Annotated in this window: 24 protein-coding genes; 22 read left to right on the top strand and 2 right to left on the bottom strand. The window is 69.4% G+C overall.

Features of this window, described 5'->3' with window-relative positions; translation table 11 throughout:
- The first annotated feature begins 8 nt into the window (after positions 1-8).
- From ACTIE5_RS07590 to ACTIE5_RS07530, 13 genes are all read left to right on the top strand, one after another.
- Positions 9-434: a hypothetical protein gene (locus ACTIE5_RS07590; RefSeq protein WP_439549087.1), complete on the top strand. Its 426-nt coding sequence runs from the start codon at positions 9-11 to the stop codon at positions 432-434.
- Positions 431-559, top strand: a complete 129-nt coding sequence (locus ACTIE5_RS07585; RefSeq protein WP_265547360.1) for a hypothetical protein — start codon at positions 431-433, stop codon at positions 557-559. The genes ACTIE5_RS07590 and ACTIE5_RS07585 overlap by 4 nt, the downstream gene beginning before the upstream one ends.
- 86 nt (positions 560-645) lie before the next feature.
- Positions 646-1,122 (top strand): hypothetical protein, encoded by a 477-nt coding sequence (locus tag ACTIE5_RS07580; RefSeq protein ID WP_439549086.1) that lies wholly within the window; start codon positions 646-648, stop codon positions 1,120-1,122.
- Positions 1,122-1,310 carry a hypothetical protein gene (locus ACTIE5_RS07575; protein WP_439549085.1) on the top strand — a complete coding sequence of 63 codons (189 nt, stop codon included), beginning with the start codon at positions 1,122-1,124 and terminating at the stop codon, positions 1,308-1,310. Before ACTIE5_RS07580 ends, ACTIE5_RS07575 begins: the two co-directional genes overlap by 1 nt.
- Positions 1,310-2,098 carry an ATP-binding protein gene (locus ACTIE5_RS07570; RefSeq protein ID WP_439549084.1) on the top strand — a complete coding sequence of 263 codons (789 nt, stop codon included), beginning with the start codon at positions 1,310-1,312 and terminating at the stop codon, positions 2,096-2,098. The genes ACTIE5_RS07575 and ACTIE5_RS07570 overlap by 1 nt, the downstream gene beginning before the upstream one ends.
- A 4-nt stretch (positions 2,099-2,102) precedes the next feature.
- Positions 2,103-2,642 (top strand): DUF669 domain-containing protein, encoded by a 540-nt coding sequence (locus tag ACTIE5_RS07565; RefSeq protein WP_439549083.1) that lies wholly within the window; start codon positions 2,103-2,105, stop codon positions 2,640-2,642.
- Positions 2,643-2,700: 58 nt separating this feature from the next.
- The gene (locus ACTIE5_RS07560; protein WP_439549082.1) at positions 2,701-3,801 is read left to right on the top strand and encodes a PD-(D/E)XK nuclease family protein; all 1,101 of its coding nucleotides are present in this window, start codon (positions 2,701-2,703) and stop codon (positions 3,799-3,801) included.
- Positions 3,798-5,381, top strand: coding sequence for a DEAD/DEAH box helicase family protein (locus ACTIE5_RS07555; protein WP_439549081.1), 1,584 nt, complete (start codon positions 3,798-3,800; stop codon positions 5,379-5,381). Before ACTIE5_RS07560 ends, ACTIE5_RS07555 begins: the two co-directional genes overlap by 4 nt.
- Before the next feature lie 125 nt (positions 5,382-5,506).
- Positions 5,507-5,731 (top strand): DUF6511 domain-containing protein, encoded by a 225-nt coding sequence (locus tag ACTIE5_RS07550; protein ID WP_439549080.1) that lies wholly within the window; start codon positions 5,507-5,509, stop codon positions 5,729-5,731.
- On the top strand, positions 5,728-6,129 hold the full coding sequence (locus ACTIE5_RS07545; RefSeq protein ID WP_439549079.1) for a hypothetical protein: 402 nt from the start codon (positions 5,728-5,730) through the stop codon (positions 6,127-6,129). Before ACTIE5_RS07550 ends, ACTIE5_RS07545 begins: the two co-directional genes overlap by 4 nt.
- Entirely contained in the window at positions 6,126-8,444 is a 2,319-nt protein-coding gene (locus tag ACTIE5_RS07540; RefSeq protein WP_439549078.1) for a bifunctional DNA primase/polymerase, read from the top strand. Before ACTIE5_RS07545 ends, ACTIE5_RS07540 begins: the two co-directional genes overlap by 4 nt.
- A 204-nt stretch (positions 8,445-8,648) precedes the next feature.
- Positions 8,649-8,879 carry a hypothetical protein gene (locus ACTIE5_RS07535; protein WP_439549077.1) on the top strand — a complete coding sequence of 77 codons (231 nt, stop codon included), beginning with the start codon at positions 8,649-8,651 and terminating at the stop codon, positions 8,877-8,879.
- Positions 8,869-9,417 (top strand): hypothetical protein, encoded by a 549-nt coding sequence (locus ACTIE5_RS07530; protein WP_439549076.1) that lies wholly within the window; start codon positions 8,869-8,871, stop codon positions 9,415-9,417. Before ACTIE5_RS07535 ends, ACTIE5_RS07530 begins: the two co-directional genes overlap by 11 nt.
- A gap of 82 nt (positions 9,418-9,499) precedes the next feature.
- Here ACTIE5_RS07530 and ACTIE5_RS07525 read toward each other — a convergent pair whose 3' ends face one another.
- Entirely contained in the window at positions 9,500-10,108 is a 609-nt protein-coding gene (locus ACTIE5_RS07525; RefSeq protein ID WP_439549075.1) for a hypothetical protein, read from the bottom strand.
- Between the two features lie 515 nt (positions 10,109-10,623).
- Here ACTIE5_RS07525 and ACTIE5_RS07520 point away from each other — a divergent pair.
- Both ACTIE5_RS07520 and ACTIE5_RS07515 read left to right on the top strand, forming a co-directional pair.
- Positions 10,624-12,096 carry a site-specific DNA-methyltransferase gene (locus ACTIE5_RS07520; protein ID WP_439549074.1) on the top strand — a complete coding sequence of 491 codons (1,473 nt, stop codon included), beginning with the start codon at positions 10,624-10,626 and terminating at the stop codon, positions 12,094-12,096.
- Positions 12,086-13,330 carry a site-specific DNA-methyltransferase gene (locus ACTIE5_RS07515; RefSeq protein WP_439549073.1) on the top strand — a complete coding sequence of 415 codons (1,245 nt, stop codon included), beginning with the start codon at positions 12,086-12,088 and terminating at the stop codon, positions 13,328-13,330. The genes ACTIE5_RS07520 and ACTIE5_RS07515 overlap by 11 nt, the downstream gene beginning before the upstream one ends.
- Before the next feature lie 4 nt (positions 13,331-13,334).
- On the opposite strand, the gene ACTIE5_RS07510 is transcribed toward ACTIE5_RS07515, so the two are convergent.
- Positions 13,335-13,808, bottom strand: coding sequence for a thiol-disulfide oxidoreductase DCC family protein (locus ACTIE5_RS07510; RefSeq protein ID WP_439549072.1), 474 nt, complete (start codon positions 13,806-13,808; stop codon positions 13,335-13,337).
- An 80-nt stretch (positions 13,809-13,888) separates the two neighbouring features.
- Here ACTIE5_RS07510 and ACTIE5_RS07505 point away from each other — a divergent pair, with 80 nt between their 5' ends.
- From ACTIE5_RS07505 to ACTIE5_RS07475, 7 genes are all read left to right on the top strand, one after another.
- Positions 13,889-14,125 carry a hypothetical protein gene (locus tag ACTIE5_RS07505; RefSeq protein WP_439549071.1) on the top strand — a complete coding sequence of 79 codons (237 nt, stop codon included), beginning with the start codon at positions 13,889-13,891 and terminating at the stop codon, positions 14,123-14,125.
- 95 nt (positions 14,126-14,220) lie between these two features.
- Positions 14,221-15,078, top strand: coding sequence for a DUF3489 domain-containing protein (locus ACTIE5_RS07500; RefSeq protein ID WP_439549070.1), 858 nt, complete (start codon positions 14,221-14,223; stop codon positions 15,076-15,078).
- A 90-nt stretch (positions 15,079-15,168) separates the two neighbouring features.
- Positions 15,169-15,684, top strand: a complete 516-nt coding sequence (locus ACTIE5_RS07495; protein WP_439549069.1) for a hypothetical protein — start codon at positions 15,169-15,171, stop codon at positions 15,682-15,684.
- 25 nt (positions 15,685-15,709) lie between these two features.
- A complete protein-coding gene (locus ACTIE5_RS07490) occupies positions 15,710-17,623 on the top strand; it encodes a phage terminase large subunit family protein (RefSeq protein ID WP_439549068.1) in 1,914 nt (637 codons plus the stop codon).
- 12 nt (positions 17,624-17,635) lie between these two features.
- Entirely contained in the window at positions 17,636-17,872 is a 237-nt protein-coding gene (locus ACTIE5_RS07485) for a phage head-tail joining protein (protein ID WP_439549067.1), read from the top strand.
- The gene (locus tag ACTIE5_RS07480) at positions 17,872-19,362 is read left to right on the top strand and encodes a phage portal protein (protein WP_439549066.1); all 1,491 of its coding nucleotides are present in this window, start codon (positions 17,872-17,874) and stop codon (positions 19,360-19,362) included. The genes ACTIE5_RS07485 and ACTIE5_RS07480 overlap by 1 nt, the downstream gene beginning before the upstream one ends.
- Positions 19,359-20,846: a ubiquitin-activating E1 FCCH domain-containing protein gene (locus ACTIE5_RS07475; RefSeq protein WP_439549065.1), complete on the top strand. Its 1,488-nt coding sequence runs from the start codon at positions 19,359-19,361 to the stop codon at positions 20,844-20,846. The genes ACTIE5_RS07480 and ACTIE5_RS07475 overlap by 4 nt, the downstream gene beginning before the upstream one ends.
- The last annotated feature ends 9 nt before the right edge of the window (positions 20,847-20,855 follow it).

Raw genomic sequence — 20,855 nt, 5'->3', positions numbered from 1 at the left:
GGCCGGCCATGGGCAAATCCTCCCGCGATAAGGGCCTGCGCCGCGAGCGCGCCATCGTCGACATCCACACGAAGTGCGGCCTCCGCGCCGAACGCGTGCCGCTCTCCGGCGCCGTCCGGTACCGCGGCAATGGCGCCGACGTCGATTTGTACGTCCGCGGCGCCGAGCCGGTGAAGGCCGAGGTCAAGGCACGCGGCGAAGGCGACGGCTTCAAGACGCTGGAGCGCTGGCTCGGCGGTAATGACGCGTTGTTCCTCTGGCGTGACCGCGCGACGCCGATGGTGGTGCTGCCGCTGCACGTCTGGATCGAGATCGCGCGCCGCAGCGTGCGCTGCACGGAGCCCGATGCCGATCGCGAGCGCGCCCACCGCGCGCGCCAGGCCGAGGAAGGTCCGCTGCCGCCGGCCGATGCCATCGCCGGGGCGACGCCGTGAGCCCGCGCACCGCCCGCCGCGTGCACGCCATCGGCGAAGCGCTCCGAAACCTTGCCGGCGGCGCGCTGCTGGCCGGCGGCTTCATCGCGCTCCTTTGGCTCGCCGAGTTGGCGACCATCCCATGACCTCCATCCCCATGCCGATGCCCGCGCCCGCCCGGCCGCCTGCATCGCCCATCCAGCCGGGCACCTCCTCGTTGAACGGGACCACTATGACCAACCGAACCACTCTGGCGCAGCTGCGCGAGATGGACGCCGCGCAGGCCGCACGCCTGCCCGTCGATCATCTAGCGCTGCTGCTGGAAGAGGTCGGGGCGCTGAAGGCCGACGCCAAGCACCTCGCCGACCTGCTGCACGACGCGCTGCATGCCCGCTACGGCGGCCCCGCCGCCGCGGCCCGTAGCGCGGAGGGCAAGGACACCGGCCGTGTCCGCATCGCGGATGACGCCTTCGAGGTTGTCGCCGACCTCCCGAAAAAGGCCGCGTGGGACCAGCCGAAGCTGGCTGCGGCGGTCGCCACCATCGTGGCGTGGGGCGAGGACCCGGCCGACTACGTCACCACCGAGATCCGCGTGCCGGAAAGCCGCTTTACGGCCTGGCCGCCGCGCATCCGTGCGGTCTTCGAGCCGGCGCGCACCGTCGCCACCGGCCGTCCCTCCTACACCCTCGAACTGAAGGACGCCGCGTGATGGCGCACGAACTCCGCATCCAGGTGGTCATCCCGCTGCAGGGCGATGCCGTCGCCCGCGCGAAAGACGTCGCCGCATTGGAACCGACGCTCGACAGCTTCACCGAGGTCGTCGCGCGCGCCGGCGGCGACATCAAGGTCGACGTCATCAAGGCCAAGCCGCGCGCCGCGAAGCAGGAGGCGAACTGATGGCGATCTCCCTCGCATCCCTGCGGCGCGGTGGCGACGCTCGCCCGCCGCGGCTGCTCACCTATGGCGTGGCCGGCGTCGGCAAGACGCTCTTCGCGACCTCGGCCCCCCGGCCCGTTGTCGTGCAGACCGAGGACGGCCTCGGCACCATTAGCGCGGCCACCTTCGGCGTGCTGCGCAGCTTCGACGCTGTGATGGAGGCGCTCGGCAGCCTCTACACCGAGGCGCACGACTTCGAGACCCTGGTGGTCGACAGCCTCGATTGGCTAGAACCGCTGGTCTGGCAGCACACGGCGCAGACCCACAACCAGCCGGACATCGAGTCCTTCGGCTACGGCAAGGGCTATCTCGCCGCTCTCGATACCTGGCGCAGCTTCCTCGACGGCGTGAACGCGCTGCGCGACGAGCGCGGCATGGGCGTGATCCTCATCGCCCACGCCGAGATCAAGCGCTTCGACAGTCCCGAGACCGAACCCTACGACCGGTACCAGCCAAAGCTGCATCGCAGCGCCTCGGCCCTGGTGCAGGAGCATGTCGATGCGGTGCTCTTCGCGAACTATCGCGTCAGCACGCTGAAGTCGGACGTCGGCTTCAACAAGAAGGTGGTCCGCGGCGTCAGCGGTGGCGATCGCCTGCTGCACACCGCCGAGCGGCCGGCCTTCCTCGCAAAGAACCGTTTCGGGCTGCCCGAGACGCTCCCGCTGTCCTGGCCCGAGCTCGCGGCCGGCATCCCCTTCTATGCGACGCCGCTCAGCGCCGTCCCCTCCACCACCGAAGCCCGGAGCTGAACCCATGGCATCCCTCAATGGAACCTTTGACGCGACCGAGGTCGCCCCCGCCGTCCCGCTCGAGGTGCTGCCGCCCGGCAAGTACCTCGCGCATCTGATGGAGAGCGAGATGCTGCCGACCAAGGCCGGCGACGGGCAGCTCCTCAAGCTGGTGTTCGAGATCCTGGAAGGGCCTTCCGCGCGGCGAAAAATCTTCGACCAGCTAAACCTAGTGAACCGCAACGAGCAAACGGTCGAGATCGCGCAGCGCACACTGTCCGCCATCTGCCACGCGGTGGGCCAGGTGCATGTCAGCGACAGCGAGCAGCTGCACTTCAAGCCGCTGATTGTGACGCTGAAGGTCGAGCCGGCCGGCAACGACAAGTACGGCGTTTATCGCGAGGCGCGGAACAAGGTGGCCGGTTATTCCGCGGCCAATGCCGGCAGCGCCGCCTCCACCGCCCCGCGTCCTGCCACCCCGGGGCCCCGTCCGGCCGCCGCGGCACCTCCGCCGGCCGCCCGAACCGGTGCGGCCGCGACCCCGCCCTGGCGCCGCAATGCCTGATCACCAGCCGGCAGGCCGCCCGCCTGCCGGCCTCCTTCCCTCGAACCAGGATCAGGTCATGGCTGCCCTTCCTCCGCCCGCATGCCCCACCGTCACTGCCATCTACGCGGCCTATGAGGCGGCTGCGGACAGAGGCTATCGCGCGCATATCGGTGCCTCGCTAATCGGCACCGAGTGCGAGCGCGCCATCTGGTATTCCTTTCGGTGGGCCACCCGCGCCCGGCACACCGGCCGGCTGCTGCGGCTGTTCGACACCGGCAATCTGGCCGAGGCGCGCTTCGTCGCGGATCTGCGCCGCATCGGCGTGACGGTCCTGGATCTGGATCCCGCGACCGGACGGCAGTGGAACCTGCGCGATGCCTTCGGCCACTTCGGCGGCAGCATGGACGCGGTGGCGATCGGCCTACCCGAGGCGCCGGCGACCTGGCACGTTTGCGAGTTCAAGACCCACAGCGCCAAGTCCTTCGCCAAGCTCAAGGTAGATGGCGTGGCGGTCTCCAAGCCGCTGCACTGGGCGCAGATGCAGACCTACATGCAGCTCGCCGGCCTCGATCGCGCCTTCTACCTGGCGGTCTGCAAGGACACGGACGAGCTCTACCAGGAGCGCATCCGTCACGACGCGGAGGCGGCCCTGCGTATCCTGGCCAAGGCCGAGCGCATCATCGGCGCGGCCCGCCCCCCCGCCCGCATCAGCCAGGATCCCGCCTGGTGGCAGTGCCGCTTCTGCGACCATCATGCCGTCTGTCACGCTGGCGCGGCGCCGGAGCGGCATTGTCGGTCCTGCCTGCACGCCTCGCCCGCCCCGGGTGGTGACTGGCATTGTGGCCACCACGCCGCCCCATTGGACCGGCGCGATCAGGAGGCCGGCTGCGCGGCGCATCTCTATCTGCCGGATTTTGTGGCCGCCGAGCAGATCGACGCGGGCGAGGACTGGGTCAGCTATCGGCTGCCGGACGGCACCGAATGGCGTGACGGCGTGCCCGCCGCGGCGCCGCCCGATATCGTTGCGCACCTTCCGTGCCGGATCTGCCACAGCACGACCTATCGGGTCGGGCCCGGCAAGGGGCCGCACATCGCCGAGCTGATCTGCACCGGCTGCGAGACGGGCGGGCGCTGGCTCAGCAAGGTGGATGCTGCGGCGATGGGAGTGGCGGCATGACCCTCTCCCTCCGCCCGTACCAGCGCGCCGCCATCGAGGCGCTCTACGACTACTTCTCGGCCAGCAGCGGCAATCCGCTGGTCGTGATGCCGACCGGCACAGGCAAGAGCCTGTGCATCGCCGGCTTCACGCGCGAGGCGATCGCCGCCTATGGCGACACGCGGGTGCTGATCCTCACCCACGTGAAGGAACTGATCCAGCAGAGCTTCATGGCGCTGCTGCGCGCCTGGCCCGAAGCACCGGCCGGCATCTACTCGGCCGGCCTGTCCCGCCGCGACATTCATGCGCAGATCCTGTTCGCCGGCATCCAGTCCATCCACCGCCAAGCGCGGCAGGTGCAGCGCTGCGACCTGGTACTGATCGACGAAGCGCACCTGCTCGGCCGCGGCGACAGTGGCATGTACCGCTCCTTCCTGGCCCAGCTGAACGAGATCAACGCTGGGCTGCTGAAAGTCGTCGGCTTCACGGCGACGCCCTACCGGCTCGATAGCGGCATGCTGCATGAGGGGAAGGACCGGCTTTTCACCGACGTCGCCTTCGAGGTGCCGGTGCTGGAGATGATCCAGCAGGGGTACCTTTGCCCGGTCGTCCCGAAGCAGACCTCGACGCAGCTCGACGTGGGCGGCGTAGGCACCCGCGGTGGCGAATTCATCGCCAAGGATCTCGAGGCGGCAGTGGACCGCGACGAGGTCACGCGCGCCGCGGTGGCTGAAATCGTCCAGCACGGCGAGGGCCGCGGCTCCTGGCTGGTGTTCTGCTCGGGCGTGGCGCACGCGCGCCATGTCCGCGACGCCATCCGCGAGCATGGCATCTCCGCCGAGACGGTCACCGGCGACACGCCGGGGCCGGAGCGGGACGGCATCCTGGCGGCGTTCAAGGCGGGGCGGCTGCGCTGCGTCACCAACGCCAATGTGCTCACCACCGGCTTCGACGCGCCCGGCACCGATCTCATCGCGCTGCTGCGCCCCACGAAGAGCGTGGGCCTCTACGTCCAGATGGTCGGCCGCGGCACGCGCCTCGCCGAGGGCAAGGATGACTGCCTAGTGCTGGACTTCGCCGGCAACACGGCGCGGCACGGTCCGATCGACACGGTGGATGGCCGGAAGAAGGAACCTGCCGGCGATGGCGAAGCGCCGATCAAGGTGTGCCCCGAGTGCCAGACCATCAACCACGCCAGCGCGCGGCACTGCATCGAGTGCGATCATGAGTTCCCGCCGCCGGTCGTGAAGGTGGCGCCGCAGGCGGCGTCAAATGCGCTGCTCTCGACGCAGATCCAGGCGGCGTGGTGCGACGTGAACGGCATCACCTACGCGCGCCACGACAAGCCCGGGAAGCCCGCTTCGCTGCGCGTCACCTATGAATGCGGCCTCGCGCGGCACAGCGAATGGGTCTGCTTCGAGCACACCGGCTTTCCGCGCGACAAGGCGGTGGGCTGGTGGCGGCGGCGTGCCGGCAATCTGCCGCCCCCGATGACGGTCGACGAGGCGTTGGCACAGCTCGACCAGCTGCGCCGTCCCATCGCAATCCAGGTGCGGCCGGCCGGCCAGTACACCGAGATCGCCGCCGCGAGGTTCGTGTGAGATGCGCCGCATGTCGCCTCCGCACCGCCCGCGGCTTCGGCTGGTTCGATCCGCGAGTCCGGACGTCCGAGCCGCTGCCCGCCTGTTCCATGCGCTGCATGAGCGCTCTCTGCCGGAGGTGGGGCGTGGTTGATCCCGACGAGCACGAGATTGCCGCGATCGCGGCGGCCAGCCCCATGGCGGGTGAGTACCTGGAGAGCATCGGCAAGACCGACCTCGCTGTGCTGACCGAGGCGGAATGGCTGACGCTGCTGGAGGTGATCATCACCGCCTACCAGGACGAGCTTGCGCGCCGGCTGGATCAGGGCCGGCACTCCGCGCCGCCGCTCGCCGCGGGTGGTTGCCAATGAGCAGCGTTACCTCTGCCCGAGAGGTGGCGCGCCGGCTCGGCGTCTCGCACACCGCGAACCAGAAGGCTGAACGCGCCGGACGGATCGCGCGTGAGCCGAGTGGCGCCTGGGACATCGAAAAGGTCCGGGCCGGCCTCGCGACCAAGGTCACCCCTGCGCCGCGCAAACCGTATGGTCCACGCGCGAAGCAACCGCCCTGGGCCAGGGCTGCGCACCACCTTGGCGACCTCGCATCAGACATTCGTGGCCCCGCGCGCGGGATCCACGCCGAACTGGAGCGGGCGCGCCAGGCGCTCCAGCGCGCTGCCGAGCAGATTGCGGCGCTCTATCCCGAGATCCTGCGGCTGGAGCGCGCCTGCGACGCGGCCATTGCCGCGCAGGAAGGAGGTGGCGAATGACGGATGCTCCCTCCTTCATGGCGGACTACGGCGAGCGCCTGGTCGACAATGGCTATTCCATCATCCCCATCATGCCGGGCACCAAGGTGCCGGGACGCTTCACGGGCGGGGAATGGTCGCCCTATCCCGATTGGGCGCGTCACTGCGACCGGCCGACGAAATCCTTCGAGGTGGACATCTGGCGCCGCTGGCCGGGCTGCGGCGTGGGCATCGCCACGGGCGCCGTGGTCGGCATCGACATCGACATCCTGGATGGCGCGCTGGCCATCCAGATCGCCGAGCTCGCCACCTCCATGCTGGGCGACACCCCCTGCCTGCGCATCGGCCGCGCCCCGAAGCGGCTGCTGGTCTATCGCGCCGCGGCGCCCTTCGCCGGCCGGAAGCGCCACCCCCTCGAGCTGCTGGCGCGCGGCCAGCAATTCGTCGCCTATGCCGTCCACCCCGATACCGGCCGCCCGTATGAATGGCCGGAGGACAGCTTGGTGGAACTGCCACTGTCCCGGCTGCCGGTCGTGGACGAGGCCGCTTGCACGGCATTCCTGGACGCTGCCTGGCAGCTCGTCCCCGACGAGGTTCGGGTCAATTCGATCCTGGCGGACGTACCGACCAGCACCTGGCGCGGCCCGAGCGACCCGAAGGGCACGCGGGACGCCATCGCCGCGGCGCTGGCTTGGCTGCCGAACGACGACCTGCCGGGCAACGAGTGGATCACCGTCGGCGCCGCCATCAAGGCCGCGATCGGCGAGGAGGGGCGCGACCTCTGGCTCGACTGGTCTCGGCGGTCCGGGAAGTCGGGCAAGTCGGGTCGATCCGACACCCCCGAGCGGCGCTGGGCCTCGCTGCGGCCCCACAGCGTCGGCGCGGGGAAAATCTACTGGCTGGCCGAACAGCGCGGCTGGGTGCCGGATCCCGCCCTGACGCTGAACGGCACGGCGGCGGAGCAGGCGTCACAGCCGCATCCTGCGGCGCGGCTGCTGGCAAAGGTCGCGGTCACGCCGCTGCCGATCGCACCGCCGCCGAAGCCCTATCGCGTCCCGCCCGATCTGCTGCAGGTGGATGGCGCGCTGCGCATGTTCCTGGACTACGCCACCGCCAGCGCCGTCAGCCCACAGCCGTTACTCTCGCTTGGCGCCGCCATTTGCCTGGTCGGCGCCATCGCCGGCCGCCGGTATCGCACGCCGACCGACCTGCGCAGCAACGTCTACGCCATCGGCATCGCCGACAGTGGCGGCGGGAAGGACCATGCTCGGCGATGCGCGAAGCGGGCAATCTATGCGGCCGGCCTCGATCGGTACCTCGGCGGCGAGGATCTCGCCTCCTCGGCGGGGCTGCTCACGTCGCTGCAGCGCCATCCCGCCCGCCTGTTCCAGGTGGACGAATTCGGCCAGTTCCTGAAGCTGGTCCTGAACCAGCGCGCGCCGGCGCATAAGGCGGCCATCTGGTCGGAGCTGACGAAGCTCTACACCTCAGCCGCCGAGCCATACATCGGCGCCGAATACGCCGACCAGAAGGCGCGGCCGCGCGTCACCATCGAGCAGCCCTGCGCCTGCATCTGGGGTGTCACCGTCCCGGGCCCGCTGTGGACGGCGCTGGAAGGTGGCGCGTTGGCGGACGGCTCCATCGCGCGCTTCCTGGTGTTCCTGACGGACGACGACTACCCGGAGCGCAATGAGACGCCGGCGCCGATGGATCCGCCGGCCGATCTGGTCGCGGCCCTGCAGGATATCGCCCGCGGCGTGCCCGGCCACAGCCATGGCGGGAACATCGCCGATGCCATGGAATCCTCTGCGCCGATCCATGCCTACACCGTGCCGCTGACCGCGGATGCCGAGGCGGCCATGGCTCGCGTGCGGCGTGAGGCCACCGATCTCCTGCGGTCGCACCGTGGCACCTACGCCACCGCGCTCTTCGGCCGATATGCCGAGAACGCGGCGAAGCTGGCGATGATCGCTGCCGTCAGTCGTGAACCCGCCCGGCCCATCACCGAGGCCCGCGACGTCACCTGGGCCTCGGCGCTGGTCGATCACTGCATCGGCACGCTGCTGCGCGAAGCCGAGCGTCTCGTCGCCGACACGCCAGCGCATTCCCGCATCAAGAAGGTCCTCGAGGTGATCCGCAAGGCTGGCCGGATCAGCCGCAGCGCCTTCGTCCGGAAGACGCAGTTCCTCTCGAAGGCCGAGCGGGAGGACGCCATCGCCACGCTGCTCGACAGCAAGCAGATCGCGATCGAGGTCACGCAGAACGCGTCGGGCCCCGGCACCAGCTGGATCATCGCCACCGAACCGCAGGAGGGCTTGAAGAGTGATGCTGCATGACGCGCGCAAACCCGCAGAAAACGGGACTCTTCAACAATTCAACTCTTCACGCGGGCGTATGCAGACGTCCGGGCGGGCGTGCGGGGGAGAGAGACCCTTTGAAGAGTTTGAAGAATTGAATACGTATATTAATCAGATGGTTAGACCCATCTCACCCCCTCGACTCTTCACCACTCTTCAAGGGCGCGGTCGGGGGTGGCAGGCATGACCATGCCTGGCGCGCCCGTGCCGCCCCGCTCGTCCCTCGATCGCGGAAGCCGCAGCGCAACCACCGTGCCCGAGATGGAGATGCTGCGCCGCCGGGTATGGCTGCAGCAGGGCGTCGTGTCGCTGCACCTCGAGGACATCACCGATCCCTGGCTGCGCCAGGCAATCCAGAACGAAGCCGTGCGCCGCTGGGGCCCACGGCAGCAGGAGAAGACTCATGGCCGGTAAGCGGAAGGCGAAGACCACGAAGCAGAAGGAATCGATGGGCCCCTCGAAGTGGCGGCTCCAGCATGGCGGCTTCTCGGACCCGATCCGCGACGCCGATCCGGAGACGGGCAGCCCAGTGCAGCATCGTCGCGCCGTGGACACGCTAGGCATGATGCTGGCGAACGGGACGATCACCCAGCAGATGCACGACGCTGGCGGCTACTTCCGCGCCCTGTTCCGCAGCGCCGCCCTGGATGGCATGTCGAAGTCGGTGCTGGTCCGCCTGCCAGGCCAGACCGCCGACACCCTGTCCGACCATCACATGGACGCACGCCGCAAGATCGGGGCGGCCCTAGATGCCCTCGGCGGCCATGACAGCGCAGCCGGCTCCTGCGCGTGGCACGTCGTCGGCCTGGAGATGTCCGTGCGGGAGTGGGCGATGCGCCAGGGATGGGGCGGACGCCCCGTCGCGCCGCCGCAGGCGCAGGGCATGCTGGTGGCGACGCTCAGCGTGCTGGCGGGGCACTTCGGGCTCGTGCCGCGGACAAGGGCGGCGTGAGGCCACCCATGGCATAAATGTTGTGGGCGTTGCGAATGGGCCGCTTAGGTTGTTAGCCGACAGGCTCCACCGCGGGTAGGCGTCAGAGTTCAGCGATTTGCGAAGCGTCCGCAATAATCGCTCCGCTTCCAAACCCAGATGAGTACACACCCACGACGCCACCGCTATTGGTTGCGACAATCGGCGAACCGGAAAGTCCATGCTGTTCTGGTAAATTTGTCATGGCCGTGACTAGACGATGCCGTCCTATGGTTCGGGTAGATGGAGCACCTTTTAAAGTGCCCGAGAATTTCAAAGGAGCCGGCAGTACAATATTGTACCTAGTTTGCCCTGGAAAGCCTTGGACCTCCAGTGAATCACCTGCAGGCAGCTTTTGGAGATCGAGGACCGTCATGGGATTGAGCGCCCTGCCATACCCATTTGGGGCCAGAAGCATGCATAAGTCGGCTACTGGATGAGCCACTACCTGGATGTCAACAGGAGGCAGCGTCCAATCCTCACCCTCCGTCCGTATAGCTATAGGTAGGAGCGGTCCCAATTTTGCCTTCATGAACGTATGCCGCGTAGTCACGAGAACCGGATTATTCTGATAGACCACACTAAATGCCGTACTCCAGTCTTCTTCGTGATTGCCGTTTCCGGCCTTTACCTTGAAGAGAACTTGAAACAGCGAGTTCAGGGGAAGGGGCATTTAAGGTGGCTCATGTCGCTGATGATGCCCCTTAAGTTAGTCAATGCCCTTCTGCAACCTCCTGGTGTTTCGGGGGACGGTGAACGGCGCTCGGCCGGCTGAACGTGGGATCGTTGCGTTCGGACCGGATACGCGCGTGTGGAGCAATCAGCAAAGACTGCCAAGGCTGACGCAGAAAGCGAAATTGAGTAGCGCAGCGAAAGATTGTCGCGTTGCGCACTGAAATCCACACGGCGTATCATCTGGACACCTGGAAAGGGTGCGACCGCAGCGCGGCTCAAGAGCCGCAGCGTCGCTCAGACGAGACAGTGGCTCTCGAGCCGATGGTTCCTTCCCGGCCCCGCTGTATGCGGGGGGCGGAAGCGCGCAACATCGCTAGCGTCAGGCCATAAAACAGGGTTGCAGTTTGCAGCCCTTTCCCCGTGCGATCAGCCAGATAGCCCGCAAACCATGCCGCGCACGGTTTGCACTCGCGGCGGCATAGTTTGCACCCACTCCGAAATCTGGATGGCCCGATGACGCTCCCCTGGATGGCGGCGAAGATCCTGCTGCGTCCGGTGGCGGAGCTGCGCCCGCATGCCGGCAATGCTCGCGTCCACAGCGCCGAGCAGCTGGAGCAGATCAAGGCCAGCATGCTGGCCTTCGGCTTCACCAACCCGCTGCTGGTGGACGAGGACGGCGTGCTGATCGCCGGCCACGGTCGGCTTGAGGCGGCGTCCGCGCTCGGCATGGCCAAAGTGCCGACGATCGTGCTGCGGCATCTGTCCGCGGCGCAGAAGGAGGCGCTGCGGCTCGCCGACAATCGTATCGCGGAGAACGCGACTTGGGACCAGGCGCTGCTGCGCGATGCGCTCGCCGCGGTGCAGGCGACGCAGGAGATCGACCTCGGCGCGCTAGGCTTCTCGGCGGATGAGCTCGCGGACATCCTCGCGGCGGCTGGAGATGCCGTGTCCGACGGCGACGCGCCCGAGGCTCTGTCCGCGGATCCCGCCGAGGGGGGCGGCGCGACTGGCGCGGCGGGCAACGGGGAGGAGCCGGCGGACGATCCCGCCGATGCCGATCCGGAGCCGCCGCGCCAGGCCGTCACCCGACCGGGCGATCTCTGGCTGCTCGGCGAGCACCGCTTGCTCTGCGGCGACAGCACCGACGCCGCCAGCGTGGCGCGCGTCATGGGCGATGACCGTGCGGCGCTGTTGTTCACCTCCCCGCCCTATGGGAACCAGCGGGACTACACCACCGGCGGCGTCACGGATTGGGATGCGCTGATGCAGGGTGTGTTCCAGCATCTCGACGCGGTCATGCGACCCGATGGCCAGGTGCTGGTGAACCTTGGGCTGATCCATCGCGACAATGAGTGGCAGCCCTATTGGTCCGGCTGGCTCGACTGGATGCGCGCCCGCGGTTGGCGCCGCTTCGGGCTCTACACCTGGGACCAGGGGCCGGGCCTGCCGGGCGACTGGAACGGGCGGCTGTCGCCCGCCTTCGAGCTCCTGTTCCACTTCAATCGTGAGGCCCGCCGCCCGAACAAGATCATCCCCTGCCGCTGGGCGGGGCACGTCAACTCGGAGAAGGGTGGGTTGCGCGCGAAGGACGGCACCGTCGGCGAATGGCAGCACGCCGGCCAAGGCGTCCAGGAAACCCGGATCCCGGACAACGTGCTGCGCATCACGCGGCACAAGGCCCGCGGCATCGAGACAGAGCATCCCGCGGTGTTTCCGGTCGCGCTGCCTGACTTCGTGATGCGTGCCTATGCCGATGAGGGCGACGTGGTGTTCGAGCCTTTCGCTGGCGCTGGCACCACCATCATCGCCGGCCAGCGCACCGGTCGCCGCGTGCGGGCGATCGAGCTGGCGCCGGCCTATGTCGACCTGGCCGTGGCGCGGTGGAGGATGCTGCACCCGGACATGCCGGTGACGCTGGCCGATGACGGGCGCGATTACGACGCGGTCGCCGCAGCGAGGCAGGAGGTCACCGCGAATGCTGCCTGATCTCGCTGTCTCCACGCTGCCGGTCGCAGCGCTGGTCCCCTATGCCGAGAACGCGCGGACGCACTCGCCATCCCAGGTGGCGCAGATCGCTGCCTCCATCGCCGAGTTCGGCTTCGTGAATCCAGTGCTGGTCGACGCCGAAGGCGTGCTCATTGCCGGCCACGGCCGCGTCATGGCGGCGAAGCAGCTCAGGCTCGCCTCCGTACCGGTGCTGCGACTGGGCCATCTCTCTCCCGCCCAGGCGCGTGCCCTCCGCCTAACGGACAACCAGATCGCGCTGAACTCCGGCTGGGACGAGGCGCTGCTGGCCGCCGAGATTGCGCGCATCAGGGACGAGGCGGTGGTCGACCTGGACGTGCTCGGTTTCTCCGGCATGGAGCTCGACCGGCTGTTGGCCGCGGCCGATGCCGGTCTCGACGATGATGCCGATGACGCCCCGCCACCGCCCGTGTTGCCCGTCAGCCGGACCGGTGATCTGTGGCGCTGCGGCGAGCACCGGCTGCTCTGTGGCGATGCCACCAAGATCGAGGACGTGCAGCGCGCCCTCGGTGCCGGTCACCTGGCCGACATGGGCTTCGTGGATCCGCCCTACAATGTCGCCTACGAGGGCGGCACGGCGGCGAAGATGACCATCGCCAATGACGCGCTCGGCGGCGGCTTTCCGGAGTTCCTGCGCCCCGCGCTGGCCAACCTGCTCTCCGTGACCAAGGGCGCCTGCTACGTCTGCATGTCCTCCTCCGAATGGCCGACGCTGCATCGCGTCTGGCAGGAGGCGGGCGGCAAGTGGTCCAGCACCATCATCTGGGCGAAGAACACCTTCGCCCTCGGCCGCGCCGACTACCACCAGCAGTTCGAGGCGATGCTCTACGGATGGAAGGCCGGCGCGCAGCACTACTGGTGCGGCGCTCGCGACCAAGGGAACGTCTGGCACTTCGACAAGCCGGCGCGGAACGACCTGCATCCCACCATGAAGCCGGTGGCGCTGGTGGAGCGGGCCATCCGCAACAGCAGCAAGCCGCGCGACACCGTGCTGGACTGCTTCGGTGGCTCCGGCACGACCCTGATCGCAGCGGAGCGCACCGGCAGGCGCGCCGTGCTGCTGGAGATCGACCCCGCCTATGCCGATGTCATCGTGCGGCGCTGGCAGGAGACGACCAGCGAGGCGGCTGTGCTGGAGGGTGACGAGCGGGTCTTCGCGGACATCGCGTCGTGCCGGGCTGCCGCCTCGACGTAGCTTGTCACCGCCAGAGGCGGCGGACGCGCAGGAAGAGGCGATATCCTAGCTCGAGGACGGGAAGCACGACCGGCGATGCTGCGAGCCGCCCGGCCCATGCGAGCTTCGGGAGCTGCTGCCAGATTTCGGCAAAGGCGGCGGCACCGGACGCCAGACTGCCGTCGGCGCGCCGGACATGCATGCGCGCCAGTGCCGCGTCGCGCGACAGGCCAGGGCCGAGACCATTCGCATCGCACGCTGTGACGTCGACGAAGTCGAGCCGTTCCGCACCTTGGACCTTGCGGTACTGGGCGATCTCGCGTGAGCAGATCGGGCACGCGCCATCGTAGTAGACGGTCGTGGTGGGCGCTGCGCTGGACGTGTGCATGCCGCAGACATGGCCCCTCAGTTGCTCTGCGCCAGGGCGCCGGTCTTCGGAGCAGCCAGGATCATCTGACGATCCAAGAAGCTCAATCATAGCAATAAGATAACGCTGCATCTTGCTTGGCTCGTGCGCGCCACAGCGCGAATGGTCCGTCACACGCAGGGGATGCCCTGCAGCAACAGACGGAGACCACCATGACCGACCGCGAAGCCCGCGCCGCCCGCAACCAGGAGAACAGCCTGGCCGCCTTCCTGGCGAAGAAGGCCGAATTCGACGCTCTCCTAGCGGAACTCACCCAGGCCAGCGCGGACCACTTCGGCGCGGATCCGGAGACGGTGCTCTGGGGCGAGGCCGCCTGGCTTTCGGACGCCACCGCGAAGCTGAAGGACATCGCGGACGGGCATTTCCGCCGCGGCGAATACGAAGCCTGACGCGGGCCACTTCCGCACCGCCCCGACCGGCAGCGCCGGCGGGGCTCCCGGCAGTAGGGGCCGATGGTCGGCACCCGGAACCGGAGACCACCAGGATGACCAAGCTTTCCGACAGCCAGCGCGTGATCCTCAGCGCCGCCGCGCAGCACGAGATGGGCCTGGCCCGCGCGCCGAAGACCCTGCCGGCCGCGGCCCGCAACGCGGTGTTCCGCAGCCTGATCAAGAACAACCTTCTGACCGAGATCAACGCGCCGCGGGAGCATGTCGGTCTCGGCTGGCGCCAGGACGACGACGGCACCTGGATCGTGGCGCGCATCACCGACGAGGGGCTGCGCGCCATCGGCATCGACCCGAACGAGGGCGACGCGGGGGCCGGCGAGCCCGACTGCTCGGGCATCGAGGGCAGCGTGCCCCACACGGCGCCCACGGTGGCGCCCGCCGCGGAGCCCGCGACACAGGACGCCAAGGTCGCTGAAGCCGCCCAGCCCGCGCCCCTGACGGAGGAGATCGCCATGCTCGACCAGGCCCTGGCGGTGCGCAGCGCCACGCCGCGCACCAGCCTGCGCGGCGCTGCCGCGGCGGTGCTCGCCGCTTGGGATGACGAGGCCAACCGCGCCACGGACATGATCGCCGCGCTCGATGCCCCGATGGAGGCGCTGCGCACCCTGCTCGCTGGCAAGCCGGCCCGCGCCCCGCGCGAGGCCGGAGCGCCGCGCAAGCCGCGGGAGGGCACGAAGCAGGAGCAGGTGCTGGCCATGCTGCGCCGGGCCGAGGGCGCGACCGTCGCGCAGATCGCCGAGGCAACCGGCTGGGCACAGCACACGGTCCGCGGCTTCTTCGCCGGGCTGAAGAAGAAGGGCCACGCGGTCGAGGTGATGTCGCGCGAGCGGATGGTCGGCCCCAACAAGACGGGGGCGAAGGGCTCCTTCACCATTTACCACCTGCCGGCCTGACCACGGAGCCGGACACGTCGAGGGCCCGCCACCGGACGGTAGCGGGCCCTTGCTCGTGCTGACCATCACGTGCGGCGGGAGGTCGCCGCCATGCCGGAACTGACCGCCTCCACACGCGAGGCCGCGCGACGCCTCGGCGTCAGTGACACCGCCATCCACAAAGCCGAACGCGCGGGCCGCATCGCCCGTGAACCGGACGGCCAGTGGGACATCGACAAGACCCGCCGCCGCCTGACCGAAACCGCCGATCCCGCCCGCTCGCCCCTGGCCAGCGGTGTTGGCGCAGACGGCACGCCGTTCGCCCGGCTGAAGGTCGCGCAGCTCGCCCTGAAGGTGGAGGCGCAGCGCCTCTCGCTGGACGAGACCAAGCGCCGCCTGGTCGATGTCACCGAGGCCAATGCCGCGCTCGACGAGATCGGCAGCACCATGCGCGACGCGCTGCTGAACTGGCCGGCCCGGGTCTCCGGCCTGATCGCCGCTGAGATCAGCGTCGACCCGCATCTGCTGCAGACCATCCTGCAGAGCCACATCAACGACCTGCTGACGGAGGCGGCCGATCGCTTCGATCCAGCAGGCCTCGGAGGGAATCGGTCTCCGCAGCCGTGAGCATGCGCGCCGGCGTGTCGGCGCCATGCTCCGGCCGCCGCCGCAGCTCACCGTATCGGAATGGGCCGAGCGCCATCGCATGCTCGGCAGCCGCGCCTCGGCCGAGCCGGGCCCGTGGCGCACCAGCCGCACGCCTTACCTCAAGGACGTGATGGACGCGCTGTCCGCGGTGCATCCCGCCCGGCGCGTCGTGTTCATGAAGGGTGCGCAGGTCGGCGCCACGGAAAGCGGCAATAACTGGCTCGGCTACATCATGCACCATGTGCCAGCACCCGCGCTGGCGGTGCAGCCGACCGTGGAACTGGCCAAGCGGTTTTCCAGGCAGCGCATCGACCCGCTGCTAGAGGAAACGCCGGCGCTGCGCGAGCGTGTGGCACCAGCCCGTGCGCGCGACAGCGGCGACACGATGCTGTCGAAGGAATTCCCCGGCGGCATCCTCGTGCTGACGGGCGCGAACAGCGCGGTCGGGCTGCGCTCCATGACGGCGCGGTTCCTGTTCCTCGATGAGGTGGATGCCTATCCCGGCGATGTCGCCGGCGAGGGCGACCCGATCGCGCTCGCCGAGGCTCGGGCGCGGACCTTCGGCTGGCGCCGCAAGGCGTTCCTGGTCAGCACGCCCACCATCGCGGGCCGCAGCCGGATCGAGCGGGAGTACCAGGCCTCCGACCAGCGGCGTTTCTTCGTGCCGTGCACGGCCTGCGGGGAGATGCAGTGGCTGCGCTTTGAGCGGCTGCTCTGGGAGAAAGGGGCGCCGGAGACCGCGCGGTATCATTGCACTGCCTGCGACCACCCGATGCAGGAGCATGAAAAGACCGCGATGCTCAGCGGCGGTGAATGGCGCGCGACGGCCGAGGGCCAGGACCCGCACACCATCGGTTTCCACATCTCGGCGCTCTATTCGCCTGTGGGCTGGCTGTCCTGGGAGCAGATCGCCCGCGATTGGGAGGCAGCCCAGGGCAAGCCCGAGGATATCAAGACCTTCAAGAACACCGTCCTGGGCGAAACCTGGCAGGAGCAGGGTGAGGCGCCGGATTGGGAGCGCCTGGTCGAGCGGCGCGAGGACTTTTCGATGGGCGTGGTGCCGCCCGGCGCGCTCGTGCTGACCGCGGGCGTGGACGTGCAGGACGATCGCCTCGAATGCGACGTCTGGGGCTGGGCGGAGGGCTTCTCGTCCTGGCTCGTCGACCATGTGGTCATCCCTGGCAGCCCGCGGGATCGCGAGCCCTGGGACGAACTCGCCCGGGTGCTGGCGCGCGACTGGCCGCGGCACGGCGGCGGCGCCATGCGCATCGCCCGGCTTTGCGTCGACACCGGTGGCCGCGATACAGCTGCCGTCTACGGCCATCTTCGGCGGCTGCGCGATCCGCGCATCGCGCCGACCAAGGGCGTAGACGGTTGGAACCGGGCGCAGCCGGTCCAAGGGCCGACGCCGGTGGATGCGCTGGTCAACGGCCAGAAGCTGCGGCGCGGTCTGAAGCTCTGGACCGTGTCGGTCTCGACCTGGAAGGCCGATCTCTATCGCCGGCTCTGGCTCGGCCGCGGGGATGCTGAGGAGCTCCCGCCTGGCTGGGTGCATCTGCCGCGCGCGACCGAGGCGGAGTGGGTCAAGCAGCTGGTCGCGGAGCAGCTGCGCACCACGAAGGATCGGCGGGGCTTCGCGCGGCAGGAATGGGCCAAGCTGCGGCAACGCAATGAGGCGCTGGACTGCGCGGTGCTGGCGCGTGCGGCGCTCTGGCTGCTCGGCGCCGACCGTTATGGCGATCGGTTTTGGCAGCAGCTGCGGGACCAGATCGCCGATGCCCCGCTGCGACCGAGCGAGGCTCCCGCCGCCGGGAATGTCCCGGACCCATCGCCTGCGTCGCAGGCCGCGCCGGCACCGGGACCCGACACCCAGCGCCCGCGGGGCTGGCTGGCGCCGCGCAACGGCTGGCTTCGCTGAAAGGAGGACGTGATGGACCCGACCGTCCTCGCCTGGGCGCTGGCGCAGCCTGCCGGCACCCGTGCCGCCGTCCTGGCGGCTGCCTTCACCGGCGGAACCACGCGCGTGACCCTCGACGGCCGCACGGTGGAGTACCGCTCGTTGGACGAACTCGACCGCGCCCTGTCCGTCCTCCACGCCGCGGAGAACGCCGCCGCCCGTCGCCCGAACGTGACCTTCGCCAGCTTCTCGCGCGAGGGCAGCAGGTGATGGGGCGTCTCCGCGATGCATGGCACGCGCTGCGTGGCTATGCCGCCGCGCAGGACACTCGGGCCTCGAGCTGGGCGGCCTCGGGCAGCAGCGCCACGGCCGAGGTCGGTGCCGCCGCGCCCACCGTGGCGCGCCGCGCCCGTGACGCCGTGCGCAACGACCCGTATGCCGCCCGCATTGTCGATCTCTGGACTGGAAATGCCGTCGGCGCCGGCATCACAACCCGCTGGCCGGACAAACCCCATGCCGAGGCGTGGCGGCGCTGGTCCGACAGCACCGCCTGCGACGCGGAGGGGCGCCTCGACCTCTATGGCCTGCAGGCGCTGGTCATGCGCGCCGTCGTCGAGAGCGGCGAATGCTTCGTCCGCCTGCTGCCCGCCGACATCACGCCGGCGAACCCGATCGGCCTGCGGCTGCAGGTGCTGGAGAGCGACCACCTCGATACGGCGCGCCAGGGCGTCATCGAGGGCATCCCCACGCTGCAAGGGATCGGCCTGGGCGAGGCGGGGGAGCCGGTCGGCTATTGGCTGCACCGCGTGCACCCAGGCGCGTCCTGGGCTCTGCCGGGTGGTGCGACCTGGATGAGCAGCCAGCGCGTCCCCGCTCGCGACGTGCTGCACATCTACCGCAAGCGCCGGCCCGGCCAGCTGCGCGACGTCTCCTGGCTGGCGCCGGTGCTCACTCGCCTGCGCGATCTCGGCGATTACGAGGCTGCGCTGCTGATGAAGGCCAAGATCGAGGCGTGCCTGGCCGCGGTGGTGTCGGAGGATGGCGACGACGCCATGACCGGCCCGGCGTCGGGGCTGCTTCGCGACGCGCAGGGGCGGACGGTCGAGAGCTTCGAGCCGGGCATGATCCTCTACCGCCGGGGCATGGGATCCGTGGAGGTGGTCAATCCGAGTGGGGGTGGATCGCATGCGGCCTTTGCCCGCCACGCGCTGGAAGCCTCCGCCGTCGGCACGGGCCTGACCTACGACCAGGTGGCCGGCGATCTCACCCAGGCGAATTACTCGTCACTCCGCGCCGGCAAGATCGAGTTCCGCCGCCTCTGCGAGCAGGTGCAGTACGGCATGCTGATCCCGATGCTGGTGCGGCCGATTGCAGAGCGCTTCCACGCCCAGGGTGCGCTGCTCGGGCTGTGGGGCGCGGACGTGCCGGAAGGCCTGTCCCACGTCCCGCCCGCGCACGAGATGATCGACCCGCTCAAAGACACCACCGCCCTCATCGCGCAGGTCCGGGCCGGCTTCGTGCCGCAGCCCGAGGCGGTGGGCGCCTTCGGCTACGACTTCCGCCAGGTCGTCGAGATGATCCGCGAGGCCAACGCCCTGCTCGACGAGGCGGGTCTCTCGCTCGACAGCGATCCGCGCCGCGTCGCGAAATCCGGTGCTGCCCAGGACGCCGCCCAGCTCGCCGCCATCGAGATCGCCGCCACCGGTGCAGCCAGTCCGCGCGCCGAGCCGCCGGCCACTTCCACAGGAGCTCCCCCATGATCCCAGGCGGCTATGACTGGGCCGACGATATGCTGCGGGTGAAGAGCATGCGCCGGCGCTTCCGCGACAATTTTGGCGGCGACACCATCAACCCGACCCGCTGGGAGGTGCTGTCCACCGGCAGCGGCATGGCCCTCGTCGTGGCCAACGGCACCGCGCAGATCTCCACTGGCACCACGCTCGACGACGAGTTGGTCCTGCTCAGCCGCCAGAGCTTCATGCTGCCGCTGCGCGCGATGGTCGCGCTGAACCTCAGCCAGCGCATCGCAGGTCAGACGGCCTGGCTGGAACTCGTGAGCGTCACGCCCGAGACCAGCCAGCCCGACGAGCGCAACATCGTTGCCTGGCGCCTGGACGGCATCAGCGCCACGCTCGCCAATTATGAGGTGGGCAGCGATGGCGCGCCGCGGCTTGGCACCGCCTCGGGCGTCACCATCCCCACCACGGCCCCGGCCGGCTGGTCGGTGCTGGAGCTCGAGCCCAACAGCGACGAATGCTACTTCCATGGTCGCGCGCTGGACGGCACCGGGCTGCGCGCCAGCTCCTACGCGCGCCAGCAGCAGCTGCCCGACCCCGCGGCGCTGTATCGCTTTCGCATCCGCGTGCGGAACCGGCAGGTCTTCCACGGCATCTCGGCGGTGGCCAACAACGGCAGCAGCGCGGTGCGCATCACCCGCGCTGCCCATGGCTATGCGACCTCGGATTCTGTGACGGTGGCCAATGTCGCCGGCGTGCCGGGGGCAAACGGCACCTTCACCATCACGGTGATCGACGCGAACAACTTCGACCTGGTCGGCTCCACCTTCACCGGCGCCTATGTGAACACCGGCTGGGCAACGATCAGCCGCAATCTGGCGCCGGCCTCCAACACCGATCTCCGGCTGCAATTCGTCTCGATCTCCGACTATGCCGAGCTCACCACCGCGATCACCGCAGGCCGCGCCAATGCCGTCGCCGGCCAGGGGATCGGCGTGAACGTGCTGACCGCCGCGGCCCCCGCGCTGAGCGTGGTCGGCGGCCAGGCGCGCAACACGGCCGGCGCGGTGCCGGTGCTCGCTGCCACGGGCTACTCCGCCAACCCGGTGGCGGTGACCACCGCGCGCGGTGTCGACCTGCTGGCGACGCTGATCGGCGCGATCGTCACCAAGCCCTATGCCATCCCGGAGGCGGACTGGACCTATGCGGGGCCGATGGCCGGCATCGCCACCGGCAGCGACACCGCGGTGCAGGCCGCGGCCGGCGCCGGCATCCGCCGCTACGTGACCGGCATGCAGGTCCAGAACGCCAGCGCCACGGCCTCGGAGTTCCAGATCCGCGACGGCGTCACGCCGGTCTGGCGCGCGCTGCTGCCGGCCAATCTCGGCCCCACCAACATCGACTTCCCGACACCCCTACGCACCACGGCCAATGCCGCGCTGAACATCCAGGCGGTGACGGCGGGGGCGGTGGTGATCGCCAACCTCCAGGGCTTCACGGCGCCCTAAGCCCAGGAT

The organism is Falsiroseomonas sp. (genome assembly GCF_051859025.1).
Taxonomy (GTDB): Bacteria; Pseudomonadota; Alphaproteobacteria; order Acetobacterales; family Acetobacteraceae; genus Falsiroseomonas.
The sequence above is the reverse complement of the archived record's forward strand: the minus strand, read 5'-3'. Positions and strand labels throughout refer to the sequence as shown.

Excerpts from the sequence above, each read along its gene's own strand:
- ACTIE5_RS07590 (WP_439549087.1), top strand. The coding sequence starts at position 9 with ATGGGCAAATCCTCCCGCGATAAGGGCCTGCGCCGCGAGCGCGCCATC.
- ACTIE5_RS07580 (WP_439549086.1), top strand. The coding sequence starts at position 646 with ATGACCAACCGAACCACTCTGGCGCAGCTGCGCGAGATGGACGCCGCG.
- ACTIE5_RS07575 (WP_439549085.1), top strand. The coding sequence starts at position 1,122 with ATGGCGCACGAACTCCGCATCCAGGTGGTCATCCCGCTGCAGGGCGAT.
- ACTIE5_RS07570 (WP_439549084.1), top strand. The coding sequence starts at position 1,310 with ATGGCGATCTCCCTCGCATCCCTGCGGCGCGGTGGCGACGCTCGCCCG.
- ACTIE5_RS07565 (WP_439549083.1), top strand. The coding sequence starts at position 2,103 with ATGGCATCCCTCAATGGAACCTTTGACGCGACCGAGGTCGCCCCCGCC.
- ACTIE5_RS07560 (WP_439549082.1), top strand. The coding sequence starts at position 2,701 with ATGGCTGCCCTTCCTCCGCCCGCATGCCCCACCGTCACTGCCATCTAC.
- ACTIE5_RS07555 (WP_439549081.1), top strand. The coding sequence starts at position 3,798 with ATGACCCTCTCCCTCCGCCCGTACCAGCGCGCCGCCATCGAGGCGCTC.
- ACTIE5_RS07545 (WP_439549079.1), top strand. The coding sequence starts at position 5,728 with ATGAGCAGCGTTACCTCTGCCCGAGAGGTGGCGCGCCGGCTCGGCGTC.
- ACTIE5_RS07540 (WP_439549078.1), top strand. The coding sequence starts at position 6,126 with ATGACGGATGCTCCCTCCTTCATGGCGGACTACGGCGAGCGCCTGGTC.
- ACTIE5_RS07535 (WP_439549077.1), top strand. The coding sequence starts at position 8,649 with ATGACCATGCCTGGCGCGCCCGTGCCGCCCCGCTCGTCCCTCGATCGC.
- ACTIE5_RS07530 (WP_439549076.1), top strand. The coding sequence starts at position 8,869 with ATGGCCGGTAAGCGGAAGGCGAAGACCACGAAGCAGAAGGAATCGATG.
- ACTIE5_RS07525 (WP_439549075.1), bottom strand. The coding sequence starts at position 10,108 with ATGCCCCTTCCCCTGAACTCGCTGTTTCAAGTTCTCTTCAAGGTAAAG.
- ACTIE5_RS07520 (WP_439549074.1), top strand. The coding sequence starts at position 10,624 with ATGACGCTCCCCTGGATGGCGGCGAAGATCCTGCTGCGTCCGGTGGCG.
- ACTIE5_RS07515 (WP_439549073.1), top strand. The coding sequence starts at position 12,086 with ATGCTGCCTGATCTCGCTGTCTCCACGCTGCCGGTCGCAGCGCTGGTC.
- ACTIE5_RS07510 (WP_439549072.1), bottom strand. The coding sequence starts at position 13,808 with ATGCAGCGTTATCTTATTGCTATGATTGAGCTTCTTGGATCGTCAGAT.
- ACTIE5_RS07505 (WP_439549071.1), top strand. The coding sequence starts at position 13,889 with ATGACCGACCGCGAAGCCCGCGCCGCCCGCAACCAGGAGAACAGCCTG.
- ACTIE5_RS07500 (WP_439549070.1), top strand. The coding sequence starts at position 14,221 with ATGACCAAGCTTTCCGACAGCCAGCGCGTGATCCTCAGCGCCGCCGCG.
- ACTIE5_RS07495 (WP_439549069.1), top strand. The coding sequence starts at position 15,169 with ATGCCGGAACTGACCGCCTCCACACGCGAGGCCGCGCGACGCCTCGGC.
- ACTIE5_RS07490 (WP_439549068.1), top strand. The coding sequence starts at position 15,710 with ATGCTCCGGCCGCCGCCGCAGCTCACCGTATCGGAATGGGCCGAGCGC.
- ACTIE5_RS07485 (WP_439549067.1), top strand. The coding sequence starts at position 17,636 with ATGGACCCGACCGTCCTCGCCTGGGCGCTGGCGCAGCCTGCCGGCACC.
- ACTIE5_RS07480 (WP_439549066.1), top strand. The coding sequence starts at position 17,872 with ATGGGGCGTCTCCGCGATGCATGGCACGCGCTGCGTGGCTATGCCGCC.
- ACTIE5_RS07475 (WP_439549065.1), top strand. The coding sequence starts at position 19,359 with ATGATCCCAGGCGGCTATGACTGGGCCGACGATATGCTGCGGGTGAAG.